Source organism: Jatrophihabitans sp. (assembly GCA_036389035.1).
Lineage (GTDB): Bacteria > Actinomycetota > Actinomycetes > Mycobacteriales > Jatrophihabitantaceae > Jatrophihabitans_A.
This window is the reverse complement of the sequence record DASVQQ010000024.1, coordinates 1-22,590: the sequence shown is the minus strand read 5'-3', so window position 1 is coordinate 22,590 and position 22,590 is coordinate 1. Positions and strand designations below refer to the sequence as shown.

The window sequence follows — 22,590 nt, the reverse complement described above, 5'->3', positions numbered from 1 at the left end:
GGCTTGTCGCCGTCCTGGCATCGGTTCTATCGGCATCGGTGATCATGACCTGAGCCCGGCCCCCGAACGCTAATCCCGGCCCCCGACAGGCCGATGTATTCAGTGCGTAGTAGAGAGCACGGGGCGAGGGAGATACCGATGTCAGAGTCCAACCGGAAGCGGCTGGACACCGGTCTCAGCGAAGCATGCTGTGATCGGTGCAACCAGACGTTCACGCCGGCGGACGCCAGCGACCTGATGCATTTCATGCGCCGGGACGGTGAACTGTGCGGGGGCACCGGTGTCTTCTTTCGCAAGTACGTGATCCGCAACGATCCCAACCGCTGGTAGCCACCTCACCCGGCGCCCGCGCCATCGCGCGGCTCAGGCCGGTTGCATCCGGTGGGTGCCGGCCGCCGAGCCCCGCCGCTTGAGGCGCATCACGAACGCCAGCACGGTCGCCACCCCCTGGTACAGGTCCGCCGGTATCTCCTGGCCGATCTCACAGGCCTGGTAGAGCGTGCGGGCCAGCGCGACGTCCTGCACCATCGGCACCCGGCTGCGCTCGGCAAGCTCACGGATCCTGGCCGCGACGTGGTCGCCGCCCTTGGCCACCACTCGTGGCGCGCCCCGTGCCGGGTCATAGCGCAGGGCCACCGCGAGGTGCGTCGGGTTGAGGATGACCACGTCGGCGGTCGGGATGTCGGCCATCATCCGGTTGCGGCTGATGGCCAGCGCCCGCGAGCGCAGCGCACCGCGCAGCAACGGGTCACCGTCGCTGCTCTTCATCTCCTCCTTGACCTCGTGCTTGGTCATCTTCAGCTGCTTGTTGTTGCGCTTGCGCACGACCGCGATGTCGATGAAGGCCATCAGCAGGCCGGCGCCGGCGCCGAGTCGGATCAGCCGCAGCGCCGCGTCCATCGTGGTCTGGATGATCACCGCCAGCGGCAGCGAGCCGGCTGACATCAGCGCGGGCACCAGGTCGCGCACCGAGTAGTAGGTGACCGCTGAGAGCACCGCCAGCTTGAGCAGCGACTTCACCAGCTGCCAGATGCCCTGCGGGCCGAACATCCGCTTGAAGCCGTTGAGCGGGTTCATCCGGGAGAACTTAGGCGCCCACAGCTTCGGCGCCACCCAGATGCCACCCTGCGACGCGGCCGAGGCGACCGAGGTCAGCAGGATCAGCAGGGCCAGCGGCGCGGTGCCCACCACCGCGTCGATCAGGGACTTGCGGGTCATCGCCAGCGCCCGCCCGATGTCCGGGGTGTTGATGATCGAGACGATCTGGACGAAGCAGCTGCGGGCGTTGTCCATCAACGAACTGGCCACCGCCGGCATCACGAAGCTCGCCGCGAGCACGCTCAACCACGAGCCGACCTCGGGGCTGTGCCCGACCTGGCCGTCCCTGCGGGCCTTCTTCAGCTTGCGCGGAGTGGCCTTCTCGGTCTTCTCCCCCGCCGGTTTGCCCGCCATCAGCCGGCCGTGCCGATCCGCATCATCAGCGTGGCGGCGGAGTTGCCGAGTTCGGTGACGATCCGCGGCATGGTGCTGAAGGTCAACCCGACCAGGCCCAGGGTCAGCATGATCTTGAGCGGAAAGCTGATCTGAAAGACGTTGAGCTGCGGCGAGATCCGGCTGAGCAGGCCGAGCGCGACGTCGGCCAGGAACAGCACCGCGATCAGCGGTCCGGCGATCTGCAGCGCGGCCACGAACATCGCCGTCACGCCGCGCACCAGCTCCTGGTCCAGGTGGGCCAGCGACATCGTGGCGTCCAGCGGCAGCGAGGTGAACGTCCGCAGGAAGCCGTGCAGGATGACCAGATGAGCGTTGGTGGCAAAGATCAGGGTGGTCGCCAGCAGGCCGTAGAACTTGCCGAAGACCGAGGTCGTCGAGGCCGACAGCGGGTCATAGGCGAAGGCCAGCGAGAACCCGCCGGTCAGGTCGATCAGCGCGCCGGCCGCCTCGATCGCGCTGAACAGCAGCCGGGTGAGAAACCCCAGCGACGCCCCGATCAGCAACTGGTGGATGGCGCTGGTGAACAGCGGGCCGAGCTCGGCCGCCGGGGCGTGCGCGCGGGCGGTGTTGGACACCGCCAGGGACAGTCCGACAGCCAGCATCAGCCGCACCCGCCGGGGTACCCCGCCGGTCGCGAACGGCGGCGCGATCGCCATCCAGGCGGTGATCCGGATCGAGGCGAGCAGCACCGTGACGATGCTCGCGGTGCTCAGCTCGATGTTCATGAATCGGGGTTCAGCCGATCAGGCTGGGGATCTGGCTGAACAGCTGCTCGGTGAAGGTGACCATCGAATGCATCATCCAGCTACCCGACAGCAGCAGCGCGATGCCCACCGCGATCGCCTTGGGCACGAAGGACAGCGTGAACTCCTGGATCTGGGTCGCTGACTGGAACAGCGAGATGCCGAAGCCCACCAGCAGCGCGGTCAGCAGCGTCGGCGCGGCGAGCTGAAAGGCGATCAGCATCGACTGCAGGCCCAGGTGCACGATCGCGGTGTCAGTCACGCTGGATGTCTCCTCTCGGCTTTCTCTTCTCGGCTGTCCTCTGGTCGCGGTCACTCGGCTGGAGTAGCTAAGTGGCGTAGCTGGTGACCAGGGCGTTGATGATCAGGCCCCATCCGTCCACCAGCACGAACAGCAGCAGCTTGAAGGGCAGCGACACCGAGACCGGCGGGAGCATCATCATGCCCAGCGACATCAGCGAGGACGAGACGACCATGTCGATGATCAGGAACGGGATGTAGACCACGAAGCCGATGATCATCGCCGAGCGCAGCTCGGAGAGCACGAACGCCGGTATCAGCGTGGTGAGCTCCAGCTTGTCAGGCGTCGCCGGGTTGGGCAGCTTTCCCGCCCGCAACATCAGCGCGATCTCCTCCGACCGGGTGTGCTGCAACATGAATTCCCGGATCGGCGCCATGCCGTCCTTGAACGCCGTGGACTGGCTCTTGGTGTTGTTCAGGTAGGGCTGAACCCCCTGGTCGTTCACCTTCTTCACGACCGGGCTCATGATGAACAGGCTGAGGAACAGCGACAGCCCGGCGAGCACCTGGTTGGGCGGGACCCCGCTCAGCCCGAGGGCGTTGCGGGTCAGGCTGAGCACCACGAAGATCTTGGTGAAGCAGGTCATCAGCAGCAGGATCGACGGCGCGACCGACAGCAGCGTCAGCAGCACCAGGACGCTGACCGAGGTGCTGGGCTTGGGGTTGATGTCGAGGTTGATCGTGCCCTTGGGGCCTTCCGGGCCGACCGGGGCCAGCTTGGGGACGACCAGCGTGAGGCCGCCGGGCGCCAGGGTGGGCAGCCCGAGGGCGGTGACGGCCGTGGTGCTGTGCTTGCCGGTCGCCATCGGGGCGGCGCCGGCCTGCGCCGCGCCGGCCAGCAGCCCGGCGCCCAGCAGGCCGATGGCCAGCGTCAGCAGTACCAGCAGCCTTCTCATCGCCGGACCGTCAGCTCGCGGGCGGCGCTGACCAGCTGGCTCCAGGTCTTGGGTGAGAGCACCGAGCCGTCCAGAGCGGCCACGCCGCGCCGGTCGGCCGGCTGGCGCGACGGCTCGAGGGGTGCGTCGGTGGCTTCGGCGTCAGGCGTCCCGGACTCGGCCAATTGCTTGCGCGAGCCGGCGCGGCCGCGACCGGTCTCGGTCGCCAGCGCCTCCTCGACCGCGGACAGCTCGGTCTCGCTGATCAGCTGGACGCCCTGTTCGGTGACGCCGAGCACCAGTGCCCGGTCCATCACCCGCAGCACGGTGACCGAGGAGGTCCGGCTGAGCTGCTGCCTGGCCAGCACCGTCATGACGCGATCGGTCTTGCCGCCCATGGGCTTGCGGGCCCAGCGTGCCAGGCACCACATCAGGATCAGTACGAGGACCAGGGCGAGCAGCATCCGGCCAATGACGGCAACGGTGTTCACGACAGCGGGGGCACCGTCTCGTCGGAGACGATCTCGGTGATCCGCAGCGCGAAGTTCTCATCGATCACCACGACCTCGCCGCGGGCGATCAGATGGCCGTTGACCAGCAGGTCGGCGGGCGCGCCGGCGGCCCGGTCCAGCTCGACCACCGCACCCTCGTTGAGGGCCAGCAGTTCACTGATCGTCATGCGGGTGCTGCCGATCTGGGCGGTGACGTCCATGTTGACGTCGCGCAGCAGGTCAAGGCCGTTGCGGATCGCGGTCCTGGGCGCCGGCCGGGTGGCCGTGGCGCCGGCCCGAAGCTCTTCCTGGCTCGGGTAGTGCGGGGCGTTCAGCGTGGTGGGACCGGGCTCCACGGCGACCACGATGCCGACCAGGGCGCGCACCGCGCCTTGGTACAGCAGCGGAACCACCCAGGCGCCGGGCTTGCCGAGCAGCGCTTCCAGCGCGGTCGCCGACTCCAACGGCTGGCCGGGGCCGGCCAGCACCGGACCGGCGGCCGCTGCCGCGGCGGCCAGCGCCGGGGCCAGCGCGGCCGAGACGTCCAGCGCGCCGAGCGGGGAGTTCTGCAGCGCGTCGGTCAGTGCCCGCTCCACCGCGATCAGCACGTCACCGCTGCGGCTGCCGGTGAACCGCGCGGTCACCGCCACGCCGTCGAACCGGAGCTGGCTGAGGTCGCTGGTCGGCTCGCCGAGCTGCAGCGGATCCGAGATCGGCAGGTTGGCCAGCGCGGCCTGGGCCGCCTGGCGGGCGAGATCGCTCGTTGCCATGGTTTGGGTCACGGGTTGTTCTTCCTGTCGTTGCCGACCACCAGGCCGGCCAGCCGGCTGCCCTGCCGTCCGGCGAGCGCGTGGGCGAAGGTGATGCCGCCGGACTGCACGACCAGCGGGGTGGTGACTCGGTGCCGGAGGTTGATCACGTCGCCGGGCTCGAGCCGGACGATCTGCTCCGGAGTCAGTTGCACCGGGTGAAAGCTGAGCGCGACCTCGACCGGCACGTTGCCCAGCGCGGACCGCACCTGGTGGGCGGCCTGCTCCTGGGCGTTGCGCTCGGCGGCCGTCTGGGCGCGGCCTTCCTTGCCGACCTGAAGCCGCGGTAGCAGCGAGGCGAACGGGATGCACAGCGTCGAAACGCACACCTGGTTGCCGACCCGCATCTGGAAGGAGCCGACGATGACGCCGTCCGAGGCGCCCGCGGCCTGCACGAATTGCGGGTTGAACTCGATGCTTCGCAGCACCGGGTCCAGGCCGATGGTGGGTTCGACGGCGTAGCGCAGCACCGACAGCATCTGCTCGATGAGGTTGCGCAGCAGGCCGCTCTCGAGGTCGGTGAGCTGCCGGGTCGGCTGCTCGCCACCGGGGCCGCCCAGCAGGTAGTCCACGCAGGCCAGCGCGGTCGGCACCGAGAATTCGAACAGCGCGGTGCCCGGCAACGGCCCCATGTCCAGCACCGACAGGATCGTGGTGGGCGGCAGGGTGGCGATGTACTCCTCGTAGCTCTGGTGCTCGATCGCGACCAGGTTCACCTGGCAGAGCTGGCGCAGGCCGCTGGTGAGCAGCGTGGTGACCCGTCGGGCGTAGGTCTCGTAGCACATCTGCAGCGCCCGGACGTGATCGCGCGACAGCTTGGTCGGGCGTTTGAAGTCATAAGGCAGCGCCCCGGACTCGTCCTGACCGTCGACGGGTCGCCGGACCAGCCTGCGAACCGGCGCCAGATGTGCCGAAGGAGACATTGCCACATGAACAATGTTCGACCGCGACGAAGCAGACCTGAGGAACTCGGCCTCGGGTGAGATCTTCCGGCAGGCGTTGCGCCGGAAAGCGGGACGTGGAGCTGTTCGCCGGGTTACTGCATGTAGTACTCCGTGTAGATGACGTCCATGAGCTGCTCGGGATAGATCTTCTGCAGCTTGGCCAGCAGCGCCACCTTGGCCTTGTGCCGCGCAGCCTCACCGGTCAGTTCGGCGGTGGTGCGATCGCTGAACTGCTCGATCACCGCCTGAGCGGCTTCGGCGGTGTCGAGTTCTTCGGGGGCTCCGTGCACGGTCAGCAGCGCCAGCTTGATGCGCAGGTAGTGCCCGCCCGCGAGATTGAGCGTCATCTCCTCCATCGGCACCACGTGACCCGGCAGCGGCTTGGCATGAGGATCGGCCGGCGAAGGCGCCAGCACGGTGAACTTCGCCAGGGCGCCGAGCACCAGGAACAGCACGGCCAGCACGATGATCTTCTTCTTGGACTTCTTCTTGTCCTTGCCCTGGCCCTGGCCCTGGCCCTTCGCCTTGCCCTTGCCGGCCTCGCCGGCGCCGGCCTTGGACGCCTTGGACCCGACGTCGTTGGCTATCCGGTCGGGCCGGTCAGTGGTGATGGTCATAGCGGGCTCCTGCTTCGAAACGGATGATGGACATGGTCGTCAGGGCCGGCTCAGCCATGGCCGGTAGCGGGTTTGACCGGCTGACCGGGCGCGGGTTTGACCGGCTGGCCGGGCGCCGGTTTGCCGGTGATCGGCTGCCCGAGCACGGGTGCGGTGCGGACGCCGGCGGGCAGCTTGGACAGCACCACGATCTCCACCCGCCGGTTGCGGGTGATCGAGCGCGGGTCGCTGGCAGCCAGCAGCGGCCGCTGGTCGGAAAACCCGGCCGCGCTCAACCGGCGCGGCGAGATCTTGCCGCTGGCCACCAGGTGGCGCACCACCGACGAGGCCCGGGCCGAGGAGAGCTCCCATCCGCTGAGATAGGGAGCGGTGCTGACGTTCTGCTGGTTGGTGTGGCCATCGACCTGGATCTGGTTGTCGACGGGCCGCAGCGGCGGCGCCACCGCCCCCAGGATCTTGGTGCCCACGGCCTCCAGCACCGCGCTGTTTCCGGAGAACACCAGCTCATCGGTCACCACCGTGACCACCAGGCCGCGCTCGTTGATGCTGAACTGGGCGTGGCCGTCCAGGCCGTGCTTGTGCAGCGAGGCCTTGATGGCCGCTTCGATCTTCTTGAACTCGTCCGTCTCGCGCTGGGCGGCCTGGCGATCCTGGGTCGAGGCCGCGGCTGCCTTATCGCGCTGCTTGGGCGGCGTGAAGATCTGCTCCATCGGGTCGGACTTCTCGCCGGCGGCGTTGCCGCCGACGATTCCGCTGCCGCCACTGAGGATCGAGGGCTGGCCGTTGTCGAAAGCCGAGGCCAGGCTGGACTTGAGCTGGGCGAACTTCGAGGTGTTCACCTGCGAGATCGCGTACAGCACGATGAACAGCACGAGCAGCAGGGTGAGCATGTCGGCGTAGGTGACCATCCAGCGTTCGCTGTCCTCGTGCTCCTCGGCGTGGCTGGAGCCGCGGCGGCGACCGCCGGCCGCACGCCCGGCGCTCACCGGTCACCGCCCGCGCAAGGGTGGAAGGCGCTCATGCGACGTCGCGTTCGGGCTCACGATTGGCCCGGGGCAGCAGGCTCTGCAGCTTCTGCTCGACAAGGCGCGGGTTCGAGCCCGCCTGGATCGCCAGGATGCCCTCGATGACCACTTCCATCTGCTCGCACTCGGACTCACTGACCCGCTTGAGACGGTTGGCCAGCGGGAGGAAGAACACGTTGGCGCTCATCACGCCCCACAGGGTGGCCACGAACGCGCTGGCGATCTCAGCGCCCAGGTGCTCCGGCGAGGCGAGGTGGCCCAGCACCTTGACCAGCCCCAGCACCGTTCCGATGATGCCGATGGTCGGGGCGTAGCCGCCCATGTCGGCGAACAGCTTGGCCGCTGCCCGGTCGATGCCGCGCTTGGTGTCGACCTCGGTGCTGAGGATGATCGCGACCTCTTCGGCGTCGGTGCCGTCGATGGCCAGCTGCAGGCCACGGCGCAGGAACTCGTCCTCGACGTCGGCGGCTTCCGATTCCAGGGCCAGCAGCCCCTCGCGACGGGCCCGGCCGGCCAGCCGGACCAGCGTCTCCACCGCGTCGTCAGGTTTCACGGTCTTGGCGGTGATCGCGCGGACCAGCTGCTTGGGCATCGAGCTGACATCGCGCATCACGGCCCCGGCGATGGCCGCGCCGATGGTGCCACCGAAGACCAGGATCATCGGGGGCATCATGAAGATGGCGCCGATGCTGCCGCCTTCCAGGGTGACCGCGCCGACGATCGCGACGATCGCCAGCACCACTCCGATGATCAGGGCGGGGTCCATCAGGCGTCCGTCCTTCGGATCGGCACCACGGGGGTCTGGCCCGGTGAGACGGCCGCCGATAGCACCCGGATCCGGGCGTGACCGGCCGATTGGCCCGGATGGGCGTCGGGGAACTGGCTGTGGTCATGGGTCATCGCCTCGGCGCTGGCGATGATGCCGGCCCGGTAGTCACGGATCAGCTCGACCAGTTCGTCCAGCGATTCACAGATGACGTACTTGTTGCCGCCGATCAGGGTGACCACCGTGTCCGGAGTCGCCTCGGCACGTTCGATCAGGTCGGGGTTGAGGGTGAACACAGGTCCACCCAATCGGCGCAGCAGTATCATCGGATCCATCCAGGTGTTCGCCAGGACCCGTCCGTGGGTCCTCCTTGTTGTTACTTATCGGCATTGGCGCCCATTTTCTGAGCCGCCCGGCCGGTGGCCGGAGATCGCTCTGACGGCCTTGCCGGCACAGCACTAGGGCCCGCCGCGGCGCAGCGGGCCCTAGTGCGTGGGTGCTTAGTTCTTCAGGCTGATCAGGCTCTGCAGCACCTCGTCGGAGGTGGTGATCACCCGCGAGTTGGCCTGGAAACCGCGCTGGGAGATGATCAGGTTCGTCAGCTCGGCCGCCAGGTCGACGTTGGACATCTCGAGGTAACCCGGAGTCAGGCTGCCCCGGCCGCCGGTGTTCGCGGCGCCGATCTGGGGCGCGCCGGAGTTGGCACTGGACTGGTACTGGGAGTCACCGACCTTGGTCAGCCCGCCCGGGTTGGCGAAGGTGGCCATCGCGATGGTGCCCAGCGCGGTGGTGGTGCCGGTCGCGTCCACACCGTTGACCACACCGGAGCTGGTGACGCTCCAGGACTTGTAGACGCCGCTGCTCAGCGCCGACAGGTCCAGGTCGCCGCCGGTGGCGCTCTGCACGATGGCGCCGTCCGGTGAGACCAGGTGACCGGCTGAGTCGAGGTTGAACGAGCCCGCCCGGGTGAAGGTCTGCTGGCCGCCGTTGTTCATCACGAAGAAGCCGTCACCGTTGATCAGCAGGTCACTCGTGCGACCGGTGTACTGGCTCGAGCCCTGCGAGTAGTTGGTCGAGGTGCCGGCCAGCTGGACGCCGAGGCCGACCTGGATCGGGTTGGTGCCGCCGTTGGCCCCGGCCGGAGCGCCGGCGCCGGAGATGGTCTGGCTGAGGGTGTCGCCGAACACCGTCGAGGCGCTCTTGTACCCGGCGGTGTTGACGTTGGCGATGTTGTTGGAGGTGACATCGAGCATCTGCTGGTGAGCACGCAGGCCCGAGATGCCGGTGAACAGCGAGCGAAGCATGGGGATTCTCCTTTGAAGGAAGGTAATTTTCGGAATCTGGTTGTGATCAGGGGGTGATCGGTCGTGCGCGGTGGGGCCGGTCGGGTGGGCCGGGCGGGCTAACTCATGGCGCGCCGGTGGAGTCGTTGGCCAGCACCTGCTGGATCTGGCTCAGCTCGACATCGGCCGTCCCGATCCTCAGGGTCGGCTTGGCAGTCGAGATGGTCGCCGCGGACACGTAGCCGGTGACCAGGTTGCCCTCCAGCGTCGAGTAGGTGACGGTGTGCCCGACCAGGCTGCTCGCGGACTGGGCCCGCTGCGCGGACAGCATGTCGAGGCTCACCTTGGCGTTCTGCTCCGCTGCCTGCACCTGGGTCAGGGTGGCCGTCTCCTGCATGAAGGCAGCGGTGTCCATCGGCTTGCTGGGGTCCTGGTACTTCAGCTGGGCCACCAGCAGCTGCAAGAAAGCCTTGGAGCTCAGCGTGGTGTTGTCACTTGTCTCGATGGCCGGGTTGGTGGCTACCGGCGTGCCGGTGGCGGCCGAGGACACTGGTTGGGTCATCTGCTCTCCCGTTCTGAGGTGTTCACAGCCACCGGTCCAAACCGGAGCTCGCATGCGTGGGCATTCGGTCACCGCTCATCCGGCGCCGTGCCGGCGCCTGGCTTGCGTCATCATCGGCGCCCGGCCGATCCGGCCGGTTCGCCTCGGCGGCCTGGCGGGGGTCGGCCGAGCTGTCGGAGGTCAGATCCAGCGACAGCGCCACCGAGCTGAGACCGGCGGCCTGCAGTTCCGAACGCAGCTGGGGCAGCGCGTCGCGCAGCGTGTCATGGGCGATTTCACTGTTGCTGGCAAGCTGAATCGTCATCAGGTCACCGGCGATCCGGACGTTGAGGTTGACCGGGCCCAGCTCGGCCGGGTGCAGTGCCACGATGAGCTGGTGGCTGCCGTCACCGCCGGCTCGCAGTGCCAGCACCGGGCCGGCGACCTGGCGGGCCAGTGGCGTGTCGGCCATCGCGGCCGGAGGTTCGTGCCGGGCCGGGCCATGCTCGGCCGGCGTCACGCTGACCTGCTGCCCGGCCGGGACGGCCTGACCCGCCGGCGCCTGCTGCGCCGCGGTGATGGCTGGTTGGACGGCCACCGGCGCCGGCTCGGCCGCAACGCCGACGACCGCGGGAAGTGGTTCGGTTCCCGCTACCGGCTCCCCGGTCACGTCATTCGCCCTGGCCTGCCGGTGGCTGAGAACGGCGGCAGGCGGAGTGGCAGTGTGGGCTGCCTGTCCGGGAGCGGTCGCCAGTCCGGGTGCGGTGCTGAGGCCGGGTGCGGTGCTGAGGCCGGGGGCGGTGCTGAGGCCGGGGGCGGTCGCCTGTCCGGGTGCGGTGCTGAGGCCGGGTGCGGTGCTGAGGCCGGGGGCGGTCGCCTGTCCGGGTGCGGTGCTGAGGCCGGGGGCGGTCGCCTGTCCGGGGGCGCTCGCCTGTCCAGCCGGGGTGGCGGCACCGGTCGTCTTTGCCTGAGCGATGACGAAGTCGGGCGTGCCGGGCCGGGTCGCGGCGCCGGCTGCGGTGACGGCGCCAGGCCGGGAGCCGTCGTCCGGCCCAGTGACGGCAGACATCGGGGCCAAAGCCGTTGCGGGAGTCGGAGTCGGTTGGAATATCGAGGCCTGTGCGGCCGCCTTGGCGGCATCAGCCGCCTTCGTCGGCCCGAGGGCCTGCACCGGGCCCCACCCGTTGCCCTCGGCCCGGCCATCGGCCGTGCCATTGCCCGGCGCGTTGCCATTGCCCGGCGCGTTGCCCGGTCCGTTGGCCATCGCGGTGCCCTGACCCAGCCCGTTCGGGGGATCGGCCGGGCTGGCGGCACCGTAGCCGTTGCCTGCCTGCTCGGGCTGAGCGGCGGCCCGGGTCGAGACGGCGGCCAACGCGGCCGGGGCGCTGGCCTCGGCAGGCTGGGCCGCGGTCCGGGCGTCGATCGGCGCGCCGCCACCAAGAGCGGTCAGGGCTGCCGCGGCCTGCAGCGCCGGTGTCAGCAACGCCATGGCAGCGAGCTCGGTCACGCCCGCTCCGGTGTCAGCGGCCTCGGTCGCCGGCTCGGCCTTGGGGAGCGACTTGGCGGCCTGGTCGGCACTCGGGCCACGGCCACCGGGCGCCGGGATGCCGGCAAGCACTCCGGCGAAGGCGTCGCGCGCCGAGCCATCGGAGCTGTCGGAGCCGGCGGCATCGGTGGTGACGGTCAACGTCGCGCTGCTCGCGGTGGCGATCATGATTGCCATCAGGCGGCCCTTCCTGCCAACATCGCGGTGATCTTGGCGACGTACTTCTGCGTTTCGTTGTAAGGCGGAACTCCGCCGTACTGCTCGACAGCACCGGGGCCGGCGTTGTAGGCGGCCAGCGCCAGCGGCACCGAGCCGAAGGTCCGCAGGTGCTTGGACAGCAGCTGCGCCGCGCCTTGGACGGCCTGCGCGGGCACCCACGGGTTCACCCCGAGTTCCCTGGCCGTCCCTGGCATCAGCTGCATCAAGCCCTGCGCCCCCGCCGGACTGACGGCAGTCGGGTTACCGCCGGACTCGGTCTGGGCCACCGCTGCCAGCAGGCCCTTCGGAAGCTGGTACCGCGCCTCGTTCTGGAGGAACAGGCCGGTGTACCGGGTGAGGCCGGCCGGCGCCGGCTGGCCGTTGAGCGAGCCCGGCACGGTCCCGCCCAGGCCGGTGACCGCGCCTGCCAGGCCAGTGCCCGCACCGGCCTGACCGGCGCTCGACACCACCCGACGGATGCTGGTGGGAGTCTCGTAGACGCTCTGGATCTTGACCTTGTCCCCGGTTTGCGGGGCGGCGATCATCTTGTTGTCCCCGACATAGAGCGTCACGTGATGCGCCGGTTCGCCGAAGGTCAGGATGTCGCCGGGTTGCGCCTGCGCCAGGCTGGGCACCGCGGTGCCGACGTGCGCCTGGTTTGAGGCGATCCGGGGCAGCGAGATGCCGAGATCGCCGTAGGCACGCTGGACCAGGGACGAGCAGTCCAGTCCGGCAGTCGTGTTCCCGCCGAAGACGTAGGGCACTCCGAGGTACTTCTTGGCCGAGGCGATGATGTCGGCTCCGGACGGCTGGTGCGGCACCAGGCCGGCGACACCAGCGCCGATGCCCATACCAGCGCCGATGCCCATACCGGCGTTGGCGCTGGCACTGGCCAGAGCCAGCGCGAAGTCCGCTGTCCGGGTGGGCGCCAGGGTCGCGCCCGACGCCGCGGGCGCCGGCGTGCCGGCCGCCGGGACGCTGCGAGCCATCACCGGGGCGGGCAGCGACCGGGCCACCGGGTTACCCGGAAAGCCTGCCTGGATCTGGGCGATCCGGGCCAGCATCGATTGGACGCCTGACATCTCGACGCTCATCAGGACGTCCTCCGCAGCCGGGCGCCATGCCGGCTGATCGAGACCTCGTCCATCTCGCGCTGAGCCAGGCTTGAGGCGGTGCTGACCTGCTCTGCCTGGTCGCGCTCCTGCAGCTTCTCCACGGTCCGGCGGGACCGCGCGGCGGTGGTCAGCTCGACCAATGCCGAGGACACCCGACCTTCGGCGAACAGCACTCGGTTCCTGGCGGCCGCCAGCGTCGCCGCGGCGGCCTGGTGGGCTGCCAGCGAAGCGTGGAAGGCGGGCACGCTCTGGCTCCGCGGCGAGGCCATCCCGGCCACCCGCGCGGCGTGCTCGGCATGCTCGTCGGCGGCCTGGCCGGCGTCGCGGCGGGCGACCGCCACCTGCTGAGCCACCAGATCCTCCTGAGCCTGCCTGGCTCGCAACACCGTCGGAATCCAGGATCGGGGGCTCATCGGGTGACCTCGACAGGTCCGGTGAGCACAGCCGGCTCGTCGGCCAGGATCGCCCGCAGGGCCTCCCAGGCCGAGTCCGCGCTGCTCTGATCGGTCATGTCCTGCTGCAGAAAGGCTTCCAGCTGTGGCCAGATCGCCAGCGCCTGATCGGCACGCGGGTTGGTGCCCCCGACGTAGGCGCCGATCTCGACGAGTTCCTTGACGTCGCGGCGAGCGGCCAGCAGTTGCCTGGCCCGGCGGGCAAGTAGCTGCTGCTCGTCGGTGGTCACCGCGGTCACCACCCGAGAGACCGATTCCAGCACGTCGATGCTCGGAAAGTGGCCGGCGGTGGCCAGCCGGCGGTCCAGCACGATGTGGCCGTCCAGGATCGAACGGGCTGTGTCGGCGACCGGCTCGTTGTGGTCCTCGCCCTCGACCAGCACTGTGTAGAGGCCGGTGATCGAACCGTGCTCGGACCCGCCGGCGCGCTCCAGCAGCCGGGGCATCAGCGCGAACACCGACGGCGGGTAGCCCCGCGATGCCGGCGGCTCACCGGCGGACAGGCCGATCTCGCGTTGCGCGGTGGCCAGCCGGGTGATGCTGTCCATCAGCAACAGCACGTCCTGGCCCTCGTCGCGGAACCACTCCGCGATCCGGGTTGCGACAAAGGCCGCCCGCAGCCGGACCATCGGCGGCTGGTCGGAGGTGGCGATGACCACCACGGCGTCGCGCAGCCCGTCCGGGCCGAGGTCGTTCTCCAGGAACTCCCGGACCTCCCGGCCGCGCTCGCCGATCAACGCCACGACGGTGATCTGGGCGCTGGTGCCTCGGGTGATCATCGACAGCAGGCTCGACTTTCCGACGCCGGAGCCGGCGAAGATGCCGACCCGCTGCCCGCGCCCGACGCTGATCAGCGAATCGATCGCCCTTACGCCCAAAGGAAGTTGCTCATCCACCCGGCGCCGGCTCAACGCCGGCGGCGGCGCCATCTCGACCGACACCCGGTCCAGTCCGGCGGGCAACGGCAGGCCGTCCAGCGGTTGGCCGAGGCCGTCCAGCACCCGGCCGCGCAAGCCGGCGCCGACCCCGACCCGCAGCGGTCCCCCGGTGGCCGCGGCGCGGTCGCCGTTGCCGATCCCGTCCAGCGAGCCCAGCGGCAGGCAGGTGCAGTTCTGATCGTCGACAGCGACCACCTCGGCCAGCACGGCCTGCGGGCCCTCGCCGATCGAGAGCAGGTCCCCGATCCGGCCGGTCAGTCCCGAGACGGTGATCGAGAGCCCGACCACTCGGGAGACGTAGCCGTAGATCCTGGGGGCGGCCAGTTCGGTCAGCTCGGCGAGCCGGTGCTGACCGCGGCTGGAGCCGAGAACGGTTCTCATCATCGGCCGAGGTACTCCCGCAGCCGTGCGACACCCTCGACCAGCCGGGCGTCGATGGTGGTGCTGGCACATCGGGCCAGCGCGTCGCCGGCCCGCAGGTCGGGGTCGGTCTCGAACGTGATGCCACGACCGGTCGCGCCCTCCACCGAGCCGATCAGGGCGGTTCCGGCCGGACCGGTGAGAGTGTCGTAGTCCGCCGGGTTCAGCCAGACGGTGACCGGCTCGCCGGCCGGCGCCAGCCGCAGGATCCTGGCCAGGGCGGCCGGAGCGGCGACTTCGGGATCGCGCAGCTCGCGCCCGAGCAGCACCTCGGCCAGCTCGACGGCGGCGGCCAGGATCTGGTCCTCGATCTGGCCGGTGATGCTCATCGTGGTCTGCTCCAGCTGCGCGGCTGCGCCGTGCAAGGCCTGCACCGCCGAGTCGACCCGCTGGCGGTGGGCAGCCAGCGAGAACTCCCGGTCGGCCTGCGCGGCAGCGCGCTCGGCCGCCCCGGAGTCGGCCGCCTCGCGCGAACCCTGTGACCAGCCCTGGGCATAACCGACCGCCCTGGCCTGGCCGCGGGCCTGCTCGATCAGCCGGTCCGGGACAGCGATGTCGCTGATGAACTCGAAGGCCACCGTGTCAGGCAACGAACTCGTCCTCTTCGCCGCGCCGGACGATGATCTGACCGGACTCCTCGAGCTCCCGGATCACCCGCACCACCTCGGTCTGGGCTTCCTCGACGCTCTGCACCCGCACCGGGCCCAGCAACTCGATCTCCTCGGCCAGGGTGATGGCGGCCCGCTCGGACATGTTGGCCATGATCTTGGCGTGCACCACGCTTGCCACGCCCTTGAGCGCGATGGCGAGGTTGCCGGTCTCGACCTGGCGCAACACCAGTTGCACCGCGCGGTCCTCCAGGTTGATCAGGTCCTCGAACATGAACATCCGGCTGCGGACCTCTTCGGCCAGCACCGGATCCCGGTTCTCCAGGCCTTCCATGATCAGCTTCTCGGTGCCCCGGTCGGCGCGGTTGATGATGTCGACCAGCGGCTGGACCCCGCCGACCGCCGACAGCTCCGAGGGCACCAGCAGGTTCGCCATCCGGCGCTGAAGGTTGGCCTCGATCTGATGGATGATGTCGGGCGTCGTCTGGTCCATGGTGGCGATCCGGTGCGCGACGTCGGCCTGCAGGTCACTGCCCAGGCCCGCCAGCACCTTCGAGGCCAGTGGCGCCGGAACGTGCGCCAGCACCAGGGCAATCGTCTGCGGGTGCTCGTCGGAGATGAAGTTCAGCAGTTGCCTGGCGTCGGCGTTGTGCAGGAACTTGAACGGTACGTCGAACATGGTGCCCGACAGCCGGTCCAGGATCGCGTCCGCCCGCTGGTCACCGACCGCCGCGCGCAGCATCGCGCGGCTCTGCTCGATGCCGCCGTGGACCACGGAGTCCCCCGACACCTGCAGGATGCCGAACTCGCGCAGCACTGCCGCCGACACCTCGGCGGGCACCTCACCGGCCCGGGCGATCTCGGTCGCGACCTCTTCGAGTTCGGTGTCCGACAGCTGACCCAGCACCTTGGCCGAGGCCTCCCGGTCCAACTGCAGCACCAGCACGGCGGCCTTGCGCCGGCCGGACATGCCGCGGGTCGGGTCGATGTTCGGCTCGGCGTTGCTGGCTGCCACCGCCAGGCTGGTGCCGATCGAGGACACAGTCGCCAGGGTCTCTACCATCGTCAGCTCTCCTTCGTGTTGAGCCAGGTGCGCAGCAAACGGGCGACCTCTTGTGGCTGGCTGTCTGCCATCTCGGCCAGGTCGCGTTGCCGAGCGGCGTTGATGGCGGCTTCCCGGCTCTGCGGCGGCACGATGTCGCGCGGGGCCGGCGGCAGCGATCCGGGTGAGTCGTTCAGGGTCGAGAGGAACATGTCCAGGTCATCGGTCGGCTCGTTCGGACGGCGCCGGCGACGGTTGGCGATAACGGTCGCGACGATGACGCCGAGTACCAGCAGCACCACCACGACGGTCTTGACCAGCGACATCAGCTCGGCCTGCCGGCGTTCGGCGGCGGCCGCGGCGGCCGCCTCGGCTGCCGCCTTCTCGGCAGCGGTCGCCGCCGAGGTGTCGAACGGAGCGGTTGCCAGCGCGAGGGTGTCTCCGCGCTTGGCGTCCAGTCCGACCGCTGAGCTGACCAGTTCGCGCACCTGGGCCTCGTCCACCGGCGGGGCGTTCTTGTCCAGCAGCACGGCCACGCTCAGGGTCCGGACCTTGCCGGGCGCGGAGTCGCGGGTCTCGGTTTCCTGGCCGACCGCGTTGTCCCGGGTGGTGGTGGTCTTGCGGTAGCCGTTGGCTCCCGTGGCTCCGGGCGCCGCGGTGGGGCTGGGTGAGGCGGCGCCCAGGACGCCGCCCGCGCCGTTCTGGCCGGCGCCGTAGCTCTCGGTGGTGTTGGCCTCGGACAGCGGCGGGATGCCGGTGGCGTAGACGTAGCGCTTGGAGACCGTGTTGTTCTTGTCGAAGTCGAGGTCGGCGTTCACCGTGACCACGGCGTGCCCGGCGCCGACGAGCTGGTCCAGCATCTGCTGGACCTCGGAGCCGACCCGCTTGTTGTACTGGGCGATCGCCTCGGTGCGGGTGTCGGCAGCGGCGCCGCTGTTGGCGTCACCGGCGACCGAGAGCACCTTGCCGCTGGCGTCGGAGACGCTGACCTGATCAGCGGCCAGACCCGGAACGCTGGAGGACACCAGGTTCACCACCGACTGGACCTGCCCGGAGGACAGGGTGACGCCGGGGTCGGTGGTCAGCAACACCGAGCCGGTTGCCTTCTGGCTGCCGTCGGTGAAGACGCTCTGCTTCGGCATCGCCAGGTGCACCGCGGCCTCGCGGACTCCGCTGATCGACTTGATGGTCTTGCTCAGCTCGCCTTCCAGGGCCCGCTGGTAGTCCACGTGCTGCTTGAACTCCGAGGTGGTGATGCCTTCCTTGTCCAGCAGGCTGTACCCGGTGGCGCCCGCCGACGGCAGGCCGGCGGCGCTCATGTTCAGCCGCAGGTCATAGACGTCCTTCTGCGGCACCAGGATCGAGGTGCCGTTGGCCGCCAGCTGGTAGGGCGTGCCGTTGGCGTTGAGCTTGTCGATGATCCCGCTGGCGTCGGCCGGAGCCAGGTTGGTGAACAGCGGCGCGTAACTGGGCTTGGACGCCCATGATGAAAAAGCGAAACCGCCGATCACCAGGGCGAGGCCGACGGCGACCGTGACCACCTTCTGGCCGGGCGTGAACGCCTGGAACCCGCGCCAGATGCGCCGCAACGTGGAGAGAAGTCTTTCCTGCATCGCTTAGGCCTGCATTCCCATGATCTGGTTGAACGCGTCAACACCCTTGGTCCGGACGGTCGTCGCCAGCTGGGTGACCAGGGAGGCCTGGGTCGCGGCGATGGTGTAGTCGTGAATGTCGGTGAGGTCTCCGGTCGCGGCCTGCACCGCGAGCCCGTCGGCCTTGCTCTGCGCCGACTGCACCGCGTTGAGGCCCTTCTCGAGCATGGCGGCGAAGTTGCCGGACGTGCTGCTGGTCGACCCTTCCTGGATGCCGAGGTCACCGAGTCCGGGGTCTGAGATCCCGGTGGTGGCGGCGAAGTTGGGCAACGCGGCGCTGATGGCGCCGATCGCGGGCAAGGTCATGTCAGCGGTTCTTTCCGATGTTGATGGCGTCGAGGTAGGTGTCACGGGCCCGGTCCACGACCGCGGCGTTGGCCTGGAAGGCGCGCTGCGCCATGATCAGGTTGCCCATCTGCTCGCCCATGTCGATGTCGGGCAGCCGCACGTAGCCCTCGGCGTCGGCGAGCGGGTGGTTGGGCTGGTAGCTGAGCCGGCCCTCGGGGCTGCTCACCGGCAGCGCGCTGATGGCAACGCCCGCGCCCACTCCGTCGGCGCCTCCCGCGATGTCCTGGGCCTGCACGTACTGCGCCTGGAACGCGTCGCCGGAGGTGGGCTTGACGGTGTTGAGGTTGGCCATGTTGTTGGCGATGACGTCGATCCAGGTGCGAAACGTGCTCAGCCCGGTGCCCGAGGTCGAGATGGCGGAGAAGATCGGCATCCGCTCAGCCCTTCAACACGACGCTGAGAAGTTCGAACTTCGAGGACATCGCGCCGCTGAGCAACCGGTACTGCAGCGCGGTCTTCTGATCGGTGAGGGTCTCGGTGTCCAGGCTGACGTTGTTGCCGTTGATCCCGACCGGCGCGTTGCTGGGCGTGATGGTGACCCCGGCCCGGGCCGGCTCGCCATCGGCGACGGCACGTCGCAGGTCGTCCTCGAAGGACAGCTGGCCGGCGCGGAAGTTGGGGGTCTCGATGTTGGCGATGTTGTTGGCGCTCACCCGTTGCCGGGCGGCCAGCGCTGAGAGCGCGGTACTGAGAGTGACTGACGCGACGTCGTCGAGCACGGCACGAAACCTCCGCTGATCGGGGCTTCGCCAATCCTTGGCGGGCTGTTGCGAGCAGTCCGTGCTCGAGGATCCCTATCGACCATGATCACTCTGAGTTAAGCCTCTGTAAGAAACAGATCCGAAAGGTGGTGTCAGGCCCTCAGGTCGACGAGCTGCGGCGCCGGGTCAGGGCGGCTCGCGGGACGCGGCCGGCTCGCGGCGGGCGCCCGGTCAAGCTCCATCCCGATCTGGATCTGCAGTCGCAACTGCTGATCCAGCAACGCCTGTGCCCGGGCAACCAGCTCCGCCGGGATGGGTGGCAGCACCGGCGGGTGCCAGGGCGTCACCGGCGCCAGCAGCTCACCGCGTCGCAGGCCCTCCTGCAACGCCAGGGTCTCGGTCTCCAGGTCGGCCAGCACCTGCTCCCAGGTGGGCGGGCCCTGCCGGTGACCCCGCTCAGCCGAACCAGCCGGCTGGCTAGCCAACGCGAACTGCTTCCCGGCCCTCGGCCACTGCCGCACCGCTCGGCGGGGTGCCGCCCTGCAACTGCGCTTCGGCCTGCTGCCAGCTGGAGCGCAGGTCAGAGACGATCTTGGTCGCGGCCGCCAGCCGGCCGGGCCGCGGCTCGAGCACCTCGCCGATCAGCTCGCGCAGCAGGTAGGAGTACAGCGACGCCAGATCGGCAGCGCCTGACCAGGCGCTGACGTCGAGGCTGCCGAGCAGCTCGGCGACGATCTGCTGGGCGTGCTGCAGATGATCCCGCGCGGTGCCGTCGCCGCTGTCCTGGGCAACCTGCGCGCGCTGGATGTCCAACCACAACCGGTCATAGAGCAGGACGATGCGCCGGGCCGGCGTCGCGGTGGCGACGGCGTCGGCAAGGTAGCGGGCGCGGGCGGTGTCGGCGGGCACTGGCGATCATCTCCTTCGTCGGTTGGCGTCCGGCCCGCGGGCCTGAACGGGTCAGTCGGTCCGGGCTATTTCTTCGAGGCGGAATTGGACGCGCTGATCGCGTCCAGCGCCGAGGTCAGGTAGCTGGAGGTGGCCTGCAGCTTCTGCAATGCCACTTCCATGGCGGTGTACTTGGACTGCATGGCGAGCCGCTGGCCCTCCAGCCGGGTGTCCCACTCGGCGATCTGCTTGTTCAACTGGCCGACCTGGGCCGTGCCGGAGTTGATCAGCGGGCTCAGGGTGACCGTGGAGCTCCTCATCGCCAGGCCGGACAAGGCGCCGGCCAGCGAGGTCGCGGCAGTTGCCTGGGCTTTGGCCGGATCAGCCGCGTACGCGCTGGCGAAGGCGGTGGCGTCGAAGGTCAGCTCGCCCTTGGAGGTCAGCTGCACCCCGATCGAGGCGAAGCTGGCGCCGGCGCTGGTGCCACGGCTGACGGTCGACAGCACACTGCTGGTGATGGAGTTGATTCCGAAGTCACTCTCCAGCACGCCGCCCTTGCCGGTGCTCTTGTTGAGCTCGGTGAGGGTGGCGTTGGCGGCGTCGACCAGTGCCTTGATCTTGTCGCTGATGGCGCTGGCGTCGCTGGACACCGAGACCGTCACCCCCGTGGCGACGGCGCCGATGCTGAACGTCACGCCTGGGATGACGTTGTTGAAGGTGTTGCTGCTGCTGGACATGGTGTAGCCGCCGGCAGCCGGATTTCCCACCGCGATCTGGGCGTCCTTGGCCGCGACCAGGGTCTGCGGAGCGGTGTCGAGGCCGTTGATCGTGAAGGCCCCGGCCGCGCCGGTGGCCACCGAGGTGAACTGCAGCAGCGGGCCGGAGTCGGTGTTGATCACCGAGGCCCGGATGCCGAGGCCGGCGTTGTTGACCGCGCTCGCCACGGCGGTGGCGCTGCCGTCGGCCAGTGCGAGGTGGTGGGTGGTGCCGGTGGAGTCGACGATGTCGATGCCGTTGGGCGGTGAGGCGACCACCGCGCCGGTGGCCGCCACGGTGCTGATCTGGGCGGTGGCCAACCGGATCACGTCGAAGGTGGTGGCCGAGCCGGAGACGGCGTCGGAGGTGGTCGAGGCGATCACCGCGGTGCTGCTGGATACCGCTTTCGCGGCGGCCCAGGTGCCGGCCTGCTTCACCGCGTCGGCGGCGGCCTGCAGCGCGGTCAGCTTGGTGTTGATCGCCTGGTATGCGGTGAGCTCGCTCTGCTGCAGGGACAGCTGGTTCTTCAACTGGGTCTGCGGCTGAGCGGCGACTTTCATCAACTGCGAGATGAGAGAGGCCGTGTCGATGCCGGAGGACAACCCGCTGATCGAGAACGCGCTCACGTGCACTCCTTACCTACCGAGGCAGTCCGGCCGGGGTTCTGGTTCGAACCCCGGCCGGATGCATCAGGCGGTTTTGCTGGTAGCTGGCAGGACTTACTGCAGCAGCTTCAGGATGGCCTGCGGAGCCGAGTTGGCCTGGGCCAGCACCGAGGTGGCGGCCGAGGTCAGGATCTGAGCCTGGCTCATCGCGGTGACCTCCTTCGCCAGATCGGCGTCGGTGATGTTGGAACGCGAGGCGGTCACGTTCTGGATCGTGGTCTGCAGGTTGCTGATGGTGTAACCGAGCTGGTTCTGGGTGGCACCGATCTGGGACCGTGAGGCCGACACCGAGGCGATCGCCGCGTCGATGGTGCCGATCGCGGTCTGCGCGCCGGCCGTGGTGCCCACGTTGACACCCGAGACACCCAGGGTGGTGCTGTCGGCGGACGTCAGGGCCAGCGAGATCTGCTCACTGGCGGTGTTGTTGGCGCCGACCTGGAACACGCCGACCGCGGCGGTGTAGCTGCCGTCGAGCAGCTTGGTGCCGCCGAAGGCAGTCGTGGCGGAGATGTTGTTGAGCTGGGTGTTGAGGTTGGTGATCTCGGACTGGGCGGCGGCCTGGGCGGCGGAGTCCTGCGAACCACCGTTGGACGCCTGGACGGCGAGGTCACGCTGACGCTGCAGGATCTTCTGCACGGTCGCCAGGGCGCCGTCAGCGATCTGGGCGACGTTGGTGCCGTCCTGGGCGTTGCGAACGGCCTGGGTCAGGCCGTTGATCTGTGAGGTCAGGCCCTGGCTGATCGACAGGCCGGCCGCGTCATCGGCCGCCTTGTTGATCCGCAGACCGCTGGAGAGCTTCTCGAACGCGTTCTGCAGCGATGCCTGGTTGGCGGACAGGTTGCCGTAGGCGTTGAGGGCCCCGACGTTGGTGTTGATGCGAAGACTCACGGTGTTTCCTCCTGAAACAGAGTCCGGGTTGACCCGCTTATCGGGCCGGCCGATCCATCCGTGGATCAGCTCGTCTATAGGTTCGGCAGCCGGGGCGCCGACTTGAGCGGTTAGCCGCTACTTTGTCGCGCGAGCCGGGCGTCAGGCGATCGAGGAGCGGTCAAGCTCCTCGCGCCGGCGCGGCATCGCCGAGCTGTACTGCGCCGAGACCGACTCACCGAAGGCGTTGGACATCTTCAACCGGCTGGACAGCGTGCCGCGAGCGGCCACCGCGGCCGCGTAGCTGGCGACCCGGGCGCCGGCCCGGCCGGTCGGCTCGGCAGGCGCGGCGAGCTCGGGCTCGGCACTGGCCAGGCCGTGCCTGAGCAGCTTGAGCGCCTCGGCCCGCAGCTGGGAGATCCGGGACTCGGTGACACCGAGCTCGGCGGCGATGTCGGCCATCTGCCGCTGATCGAAGAAGTAGGCCTGGACGACGTGGCGCAGCC

At 69.4% G+C, this 22,590-nt stretch carries 29 protein-coding genes; 1 reads left to right on the top strand and 28 read right to left on the bottom strand.

The annotated features are described in order from the left end of the window. Positions 1-138: 138 nt before the first annotated feature. On the top strand, positions 139-330 hold the full coding sequence (locus VF557_14615) for a hypothetical protein (GenBank protein ID HEX8081441.1): 192 nt from the start codon (positions 139-141) through the stop codon (positions 328-330). 33 nt (positions 331-363) lie between these two features. Here VF557_14615 and VF557_14610 read toward each other — a convergent pair whose 3' ends face one another. The 28 genes from VF557_14610 to VF557_14475 all read right to left on the bottom strand — a co-directional run. Then, positions 364-1,452 (bottom strand): EscU/YscU/HrcU family type III secretion system export apparatus switch protein, encoded by a 1,089-nt coding sequence (locus VF557_14610; protein ID HEX8081440.1) that lies wholly within the window; start codon positions 1,450-1,452, stop codon positions 364-366. Further along, a complete protein-coding gene (gene fliR / locus VF557_14605; protein ID HEX8081439.1) occupies positions 1,452-2,219 on the bottom strand; it encodes a flagellar biosynthetic protein FliR in 768 nt (255 codons plus the stop codon). Before fliR ends, VF557_14610 begins: the two co-directional genes overlap by 1 nt. A gap of 10 nt (positions 2,220-2,229) precedes the next feature. Next, positions 2,230-2,499: a flagellar biosynthesis protein FliQ gene (fliQ, locus tag VF557_14600; protein ID HEX8081438.1), complete on the bottom strand. Its 270-nt coding sequence runs from the start codon at positions 2,497-2,499 to the stop codon at positions 2,230-2,232. A 67-nt stretch (positions 2,500-2,566) separates the two neighbouring features. Continuing rightward, positions 2,567-3,433 carry a flagellar type III secretion system pore protein FliP gene (gene fliP, locus VF557_14595; GenBank protein ID HEX8081437.1) on the bottom strand — a complete coding sequence of 289 codons (867 nt, stop codon included), beginning with the start codon at positions 3,431-3,433 and terminating at the stop codon, positions 2,567-2,569. Further along, positions 3,430-3,903 (bottom strand): flagellar biosynthetic protein FliO, encoded by a 474-nt coding sequence (locus tag VF557_14590; GenBank protein ID HEX8081436.1) that lies wholly within the window; start codon positions 3,901-3,903, stop codon positions 3,430-3,432. Before VF557_14590 ends, fliP begins: the two co-directional genes overlap by 4 nt. Next, positions 3,900-4,685 carry a flagellar motor switch protein FliN gene (gene fliN / locus VF557_14585; protein HEX8081435.1) on the bottom strand — a complete coding sequence of 262 codons (786 nt, stop codon included), beginning with the start codon at positions 4,683-4,685 and terminating at the stop codon, positions 3,900-3,902. The genes VF557_14590 and fliN overlap by 4 nt, the downstream gene beginning before the upstream one ends. Next, positions 4,682-5,635: a flagellar motor switch protein FliM gene (locus VF557_14580; protein HEX8081434.1), complete on the bottom strand. Its 954-nt coding sequence runs from the start codon at positions 5,633-5,635 to the stop codon at positions 4,682-4,684. Before VF557_14580 ends, fliN begins: the two co-directional genes overlap by 4 nt. 113 nt (positions 5,636-5,748) lie before the next feature. Further along, the gene (locus tag VF557_14575) at positions 5,749-6,273 is read right to left on the bottom strand and encodes a flagellar basal body-associated FliL family protein (protein HEX8081433.1); all 525 of its coding nucleotides are present in this window, start codon (positions 6,271-6,273) and stop codon (positions 5,749-5,751) included. A 50-nt stretch (positions 6,274-6,323) separates the two neighbouring features. After that, positions 6,324-7,259 (bottom strand): flagellar motor protein MotB, encoded by a 936-nt coding sequence (locus tag VF557_14570; GenBank protein HEX8081432.1) that lies wholly within the window; start codon positions 7,257-7,259, stop codon positions 6,324-6,326. 31 nt (positions 7,260-7,290) lie between these two features. Next, positions 7,291-8,064, bottom strand: a complete 774-nt coding sequence (locus tag VF557_14565; protein HEX8081431.1) for a flagellar motor protein — start codon at positions 8,062-8,064, stop codon at positions 7,291-7,293. Beyond that, positions 8,064-8,390: a flagellar FlbD family protein gene (locus VF557_14560; GenBank protein ID HEX8081430.1), complete on the bottom strand. Its 327-nt coding sequence runs from the start codon at positions 8,388-8,390 to the stop codon at positions 8,064-8,066. Before VF557_14560 ends, VF557_14565 begins: the two co-directional genes overlap by 1 nt. Positions 8,391-8,564: 174 nt before the next feature. Continuing rightward, the gene (locus VF557_14555) at positions 8,565-9,368 is read right to left on the bottom strand and encodes a flagellar hook-basal body complex protein (protein ID HEX8081429.1); all 804 of its coding nucleotides are present in this window, start codon (positions 9,366-9,368) and stop codon (positions 8,565-8,567) included. A gap of 103 nt (positions 9,369-9,471) precedes the next feature. After that, positions 9,472-9,909, bottom strand: a complete 438-nt coding sequence (locus VF557_14550; protein HEX8081428.1) for a flagellar hook capping FlgD N-terminal domain-containing protein — start codon at positions 9,907-9,909, stop codon at positions 9,472-9,474. A gap of 22 nt (positions 9,910-9,931) precedes the next feature. Further along, positions 9,932-11,611, bottom strand: a complete 1,680-nt coding sequence (locus VF557_14545) for a flagellar hook-length control protein FliK (GenBank protein ID HEX8081427.1) — start codon at positions 11,609-11,611, stop codon at positions 9,932-9,934. Continuing rightward, entirely contained in the window at positions 11,611-12,726 is a 1,116-nt protein-coding gene (locus VF557_14540; protein ID HEX8081426.1) for a transglycosylase SLT domain-containing protein, read from the bottom strand. The genes VF557_14545 and VF557_14540 overlap by 1 nt, the downstream gene beginning before the upstream one ends. After that, a complete protein-coding gene (locus VF557_14535; protein HEX8081425.1) occupies positions 12,726-13,160 on the bottom strand; it encodes a hypothetical protein in 435 nt (144 codons plus the stop codon). The genes VF557_14540 and VF557_14535 overlap by 1 nt, the downstream gene beginning before the upstream one ends. Beyond that, on the bottom strand, positions 13,157-14,521 hold the full coding sequence (locus VF557_14530; GenBank protein HEX8081424.1) for a FliI/YscN family ATPase: 1,365 nt from the start codon (positions 14,519-14,521) through the stop codon (positions 13,157-13,159). Before VF557_14530 ends, VF557_14535 begins: the two co-directional genes overlap by 4 nt. Then, a complete protein-coding gene (locus VF557_14525) occupies positions 14,518-15,147 on the bottom strand; it encodes a FliH/SctL family protein (GenBank protein ID HEX8081423.1) in 630 nt (209 codons plus the stop codon). Before VF557_14525 ends, VF557_14530 begins: the two co-directional genes overlap by 4 nt. Continuing rightward, positions 15,140-16,228 carry a flagellar motor switch protein FliG gene (fliG, locus tag VF557_14520; GenBank protein ID HEX8081422.1) on the bottom strand — a complete coding sequence of 363 codons (1,089 nt, stop codon included), beginning with the start codon at positions 16,226-16,228 and terminating at the stop codon, positions 15,140-15,142. The genes VF557_14525 and fliG overlap by 8 nt, the downstream gene beginning before the upstream one ends. Before the next feature lie 2 nt (positions 16,229-16,230). After that, positions 16,231-17,820 (bottom strand): flagellar basal-body MS-ring/collar protein FliF, encoded by a 1,590-nt coding sequence (fliF, locus tag VF557_14515; GenBank protein HEX8081421.1) that lies wholly within the window; start codon positions 17,818-17,820, stop codon positions 16,231-16,233. A 3-nt stretch (positions 17,821-17,823) separates the two neighbouring features. Continuing rightward, complete coding sequence (locus VF557_14510) at positions 17,824-18,165, bottom strand: flagellar hook-basal body complex protein FliE (GenBank protein HEX8081420.1); 342 nt, start codon at positions 18,163-18,165, stop codon at positions 17,824-17,826. A gap of 1 nt (position 18,166) precedes the next feature. Further along, entirely contained in the window at positions 18,167-18,580 is a 414-nt protein-coding gene (locus tag VF557_14505) for a flagellar basal body rod C-terminal domain-containing protein (protein ID HEX8081419.1), read from the bottom strand. A 4-nt stretch (positions 18,581-18,584) separates the two neighbouring features. Next, positions 18,585-18,926, bottom strand: a complete 342-nt coding sequence (locus VF557_14500; GenBank protein ID HEX8081418.1) for a flagellar basal body protein — start codon at positions 18,924-18,926, stop codon at positions 18,585-18,587. Between the two features lie 134 nt (positions 18,927-19,060). After that, positions 19,061-19,393, bottom strand: coding sequence for a hypothetical protein (locus VF557_14495; protein HEX8081417.1), 333 nt, complete (start codon positions 19,391-19,393; stop codon positions 19,061-19,063). After that, the gene (locus VF557_14490) at positions 19,386-19,817 is read right to left on the bottom strand and encodes a flagellar export chaperone FliS (GenBank protein HEX8081416.1); all 432 of its coding nucleotides are present in this window, start codon (positions 19,815-19,817) and stop codon (positions 19,386-19,388) included. The genes VF557_14495 and VF557_14490 overlap by 8 nt, the downstream gene beginning before the upstream one ends. 65 nt (positions 19,818-19,882) lie before the next feature. After that, complete coding sequence (gene fliD / locus VF557_14485; GenBank protein HEX8081415.1) at positions 19,883-21,178, bottom strand: flagellar filament capping protein FliD; 1,296 nt, start codon at positions 21,176-21,178, stop codon at positions 19,883-19,885. A 93-nt stretch (positions 21,179-21,271) separates the two neighbouring features. Further along, a complete protein-coding gene (locus VF557_14480) occupies positions 21,272-22,105 on the bottom strand; it encodes a flagellin (GenBank protein ID HEX8081414.1) in 834 nt (277 codons plus the stop codon). Positions 22,106-22,246: 141 nt separating this feature from the next. After that, a partial coding sequence (locus VF557_14475) for a sigma factor-like helix-turn-helix DNA-binding protein (protein HEX8081413.1) occupies positions 22,247-22,590 on the bottom strand: 344 nt, incomplete at its 5' end.

Excerpts from the sequence above, each read along its gene's own strand:
- VF557_14610 (HEX8081440.1), bottom strand. The coding sequence starts at position 1,452 with ATGGCGGGCAAACCGGCGGGGGAGAAGACCGAGAAGGCCACTCCGCGC.
- VF557_14615 (HEX8081441.1), top strand. The coding sequence starts at position 139 with ATGTCAGAGTCCAACCGGAAGCGGCTGGACACCGGTCTCAGCGAAGCA.
- VF557_14580 (HEX8081434.1), bottom strand. The coding sequence starts at position 5,635 with ATGTCTCCTTCGGCACATCTGGCGCCGGTTCGCAGGCTGGTCCGGCGA.
- VF557_14510 (HEX8081420.1), bottom strand. The coding sequence starts at position 18,165 with ATGACCTTGCCCGCGATCGGCGCCATCAGCGCCGCGTTGCCCAACTTC.
- VF557_14530 (HEX8081424.1), bottom strand. The coding sequence starts at position 14,521 with ATGATGAGAACCGTTCTCGGCTCCAGCCGCGGTCAGCACCGGCTCGCC.
- fliP (HEX8081437.1), bottom strand. The coding sequence starts at position 3,433 with ATGAGAAGGCTGCTGGTACTGCTGACGCTGGCCATCGGCCTGCTGGGC.
- VF557_14555 (HEX8081429.1), bottom strand. The coding sequence starts at position 9,368 with ATGCTTCGCTCGCTGTTCACCGGCATCTCGGGCCTGCGTGCTCACCAG.
- fliG (HEX8081422.1), bottom strand. The coding sequence starts at position 16,228 with ATGGTAGAGACCCTGGCGACTGTGTCCTCGATCGGCACCAGCCTGGCG.
- VF557_14560 (HEX8081430.1), bottom strand. The coding sequence starts at position 8,390 with ATGATACTGCTGCGCCGATTGGGTGGACCTGTGTTCACCCTCAACCCC.
- fliR (HEX8081439.1), bottom strand. The coding sequence starts at position 2,219 with ATGAACATCGAGCTGAGCACCGCGAGCATCGTCACGGTGCTGCTCGCC.
- VF557_14550 (HEX8081428.1), bottom strand. The coding sequence starts at position 9,909 with ATGACCCAACCAGTGTCCTCGGCCGCCACCGGCACGCCGGTAGCCACC.
- VF557_14535 (HEX8081425.1), bottom strand. The coding sequence starts at position 13,160 with ATGAGCCCCCGATCCTGGATTCCGACGGTGTTGCGAGCCAGGCAGGCT.
- VF557_14575 (HEX8081433.1), bottom strand. The coding sequence starts at position 6,273 with ATGACCATCACCACTGACCGGCCCGACCGGATAGCCAACGACGTCGGG.
- VF557_14505 (HEX8081419.1), bottom strand. The coding sequence starts at position 18,580 with ATGCCGATCTTCTCCGCCATCTCGACCTCGGGCACCGGGCTGAGCACG.
- VF557_14565 (HEX8081431.1), bottom strand. The coding sequence starts at position 8,064 with ATGGACCCCGCCCTGATCATCGGAGTGGTGCTGGCGATCGTCGCGATC.
- VF557_14545 (HEX8081427.1), bottom strand. The coding sequence starts at position 11,611 with ATGGCAATCATGATCGCCACCGCGAGCAGCGCGACGTTGACCGTCACC.
- VF557_14540 (HEX8081426.1), bottom strand. The coding sequence starts at position 12,726 with ATGAGCGTCGAGATGTCAGGCGTCCAATCGATGCTGGCCCGGATCGCC.
- fliF (HEX8081421.1), bottom strand. The coding sequence starts at position 17,820 with ATGCAGGAAAGACTTCTCTCCACGTTGCGGCGCATCTGGCGCGGGTTC.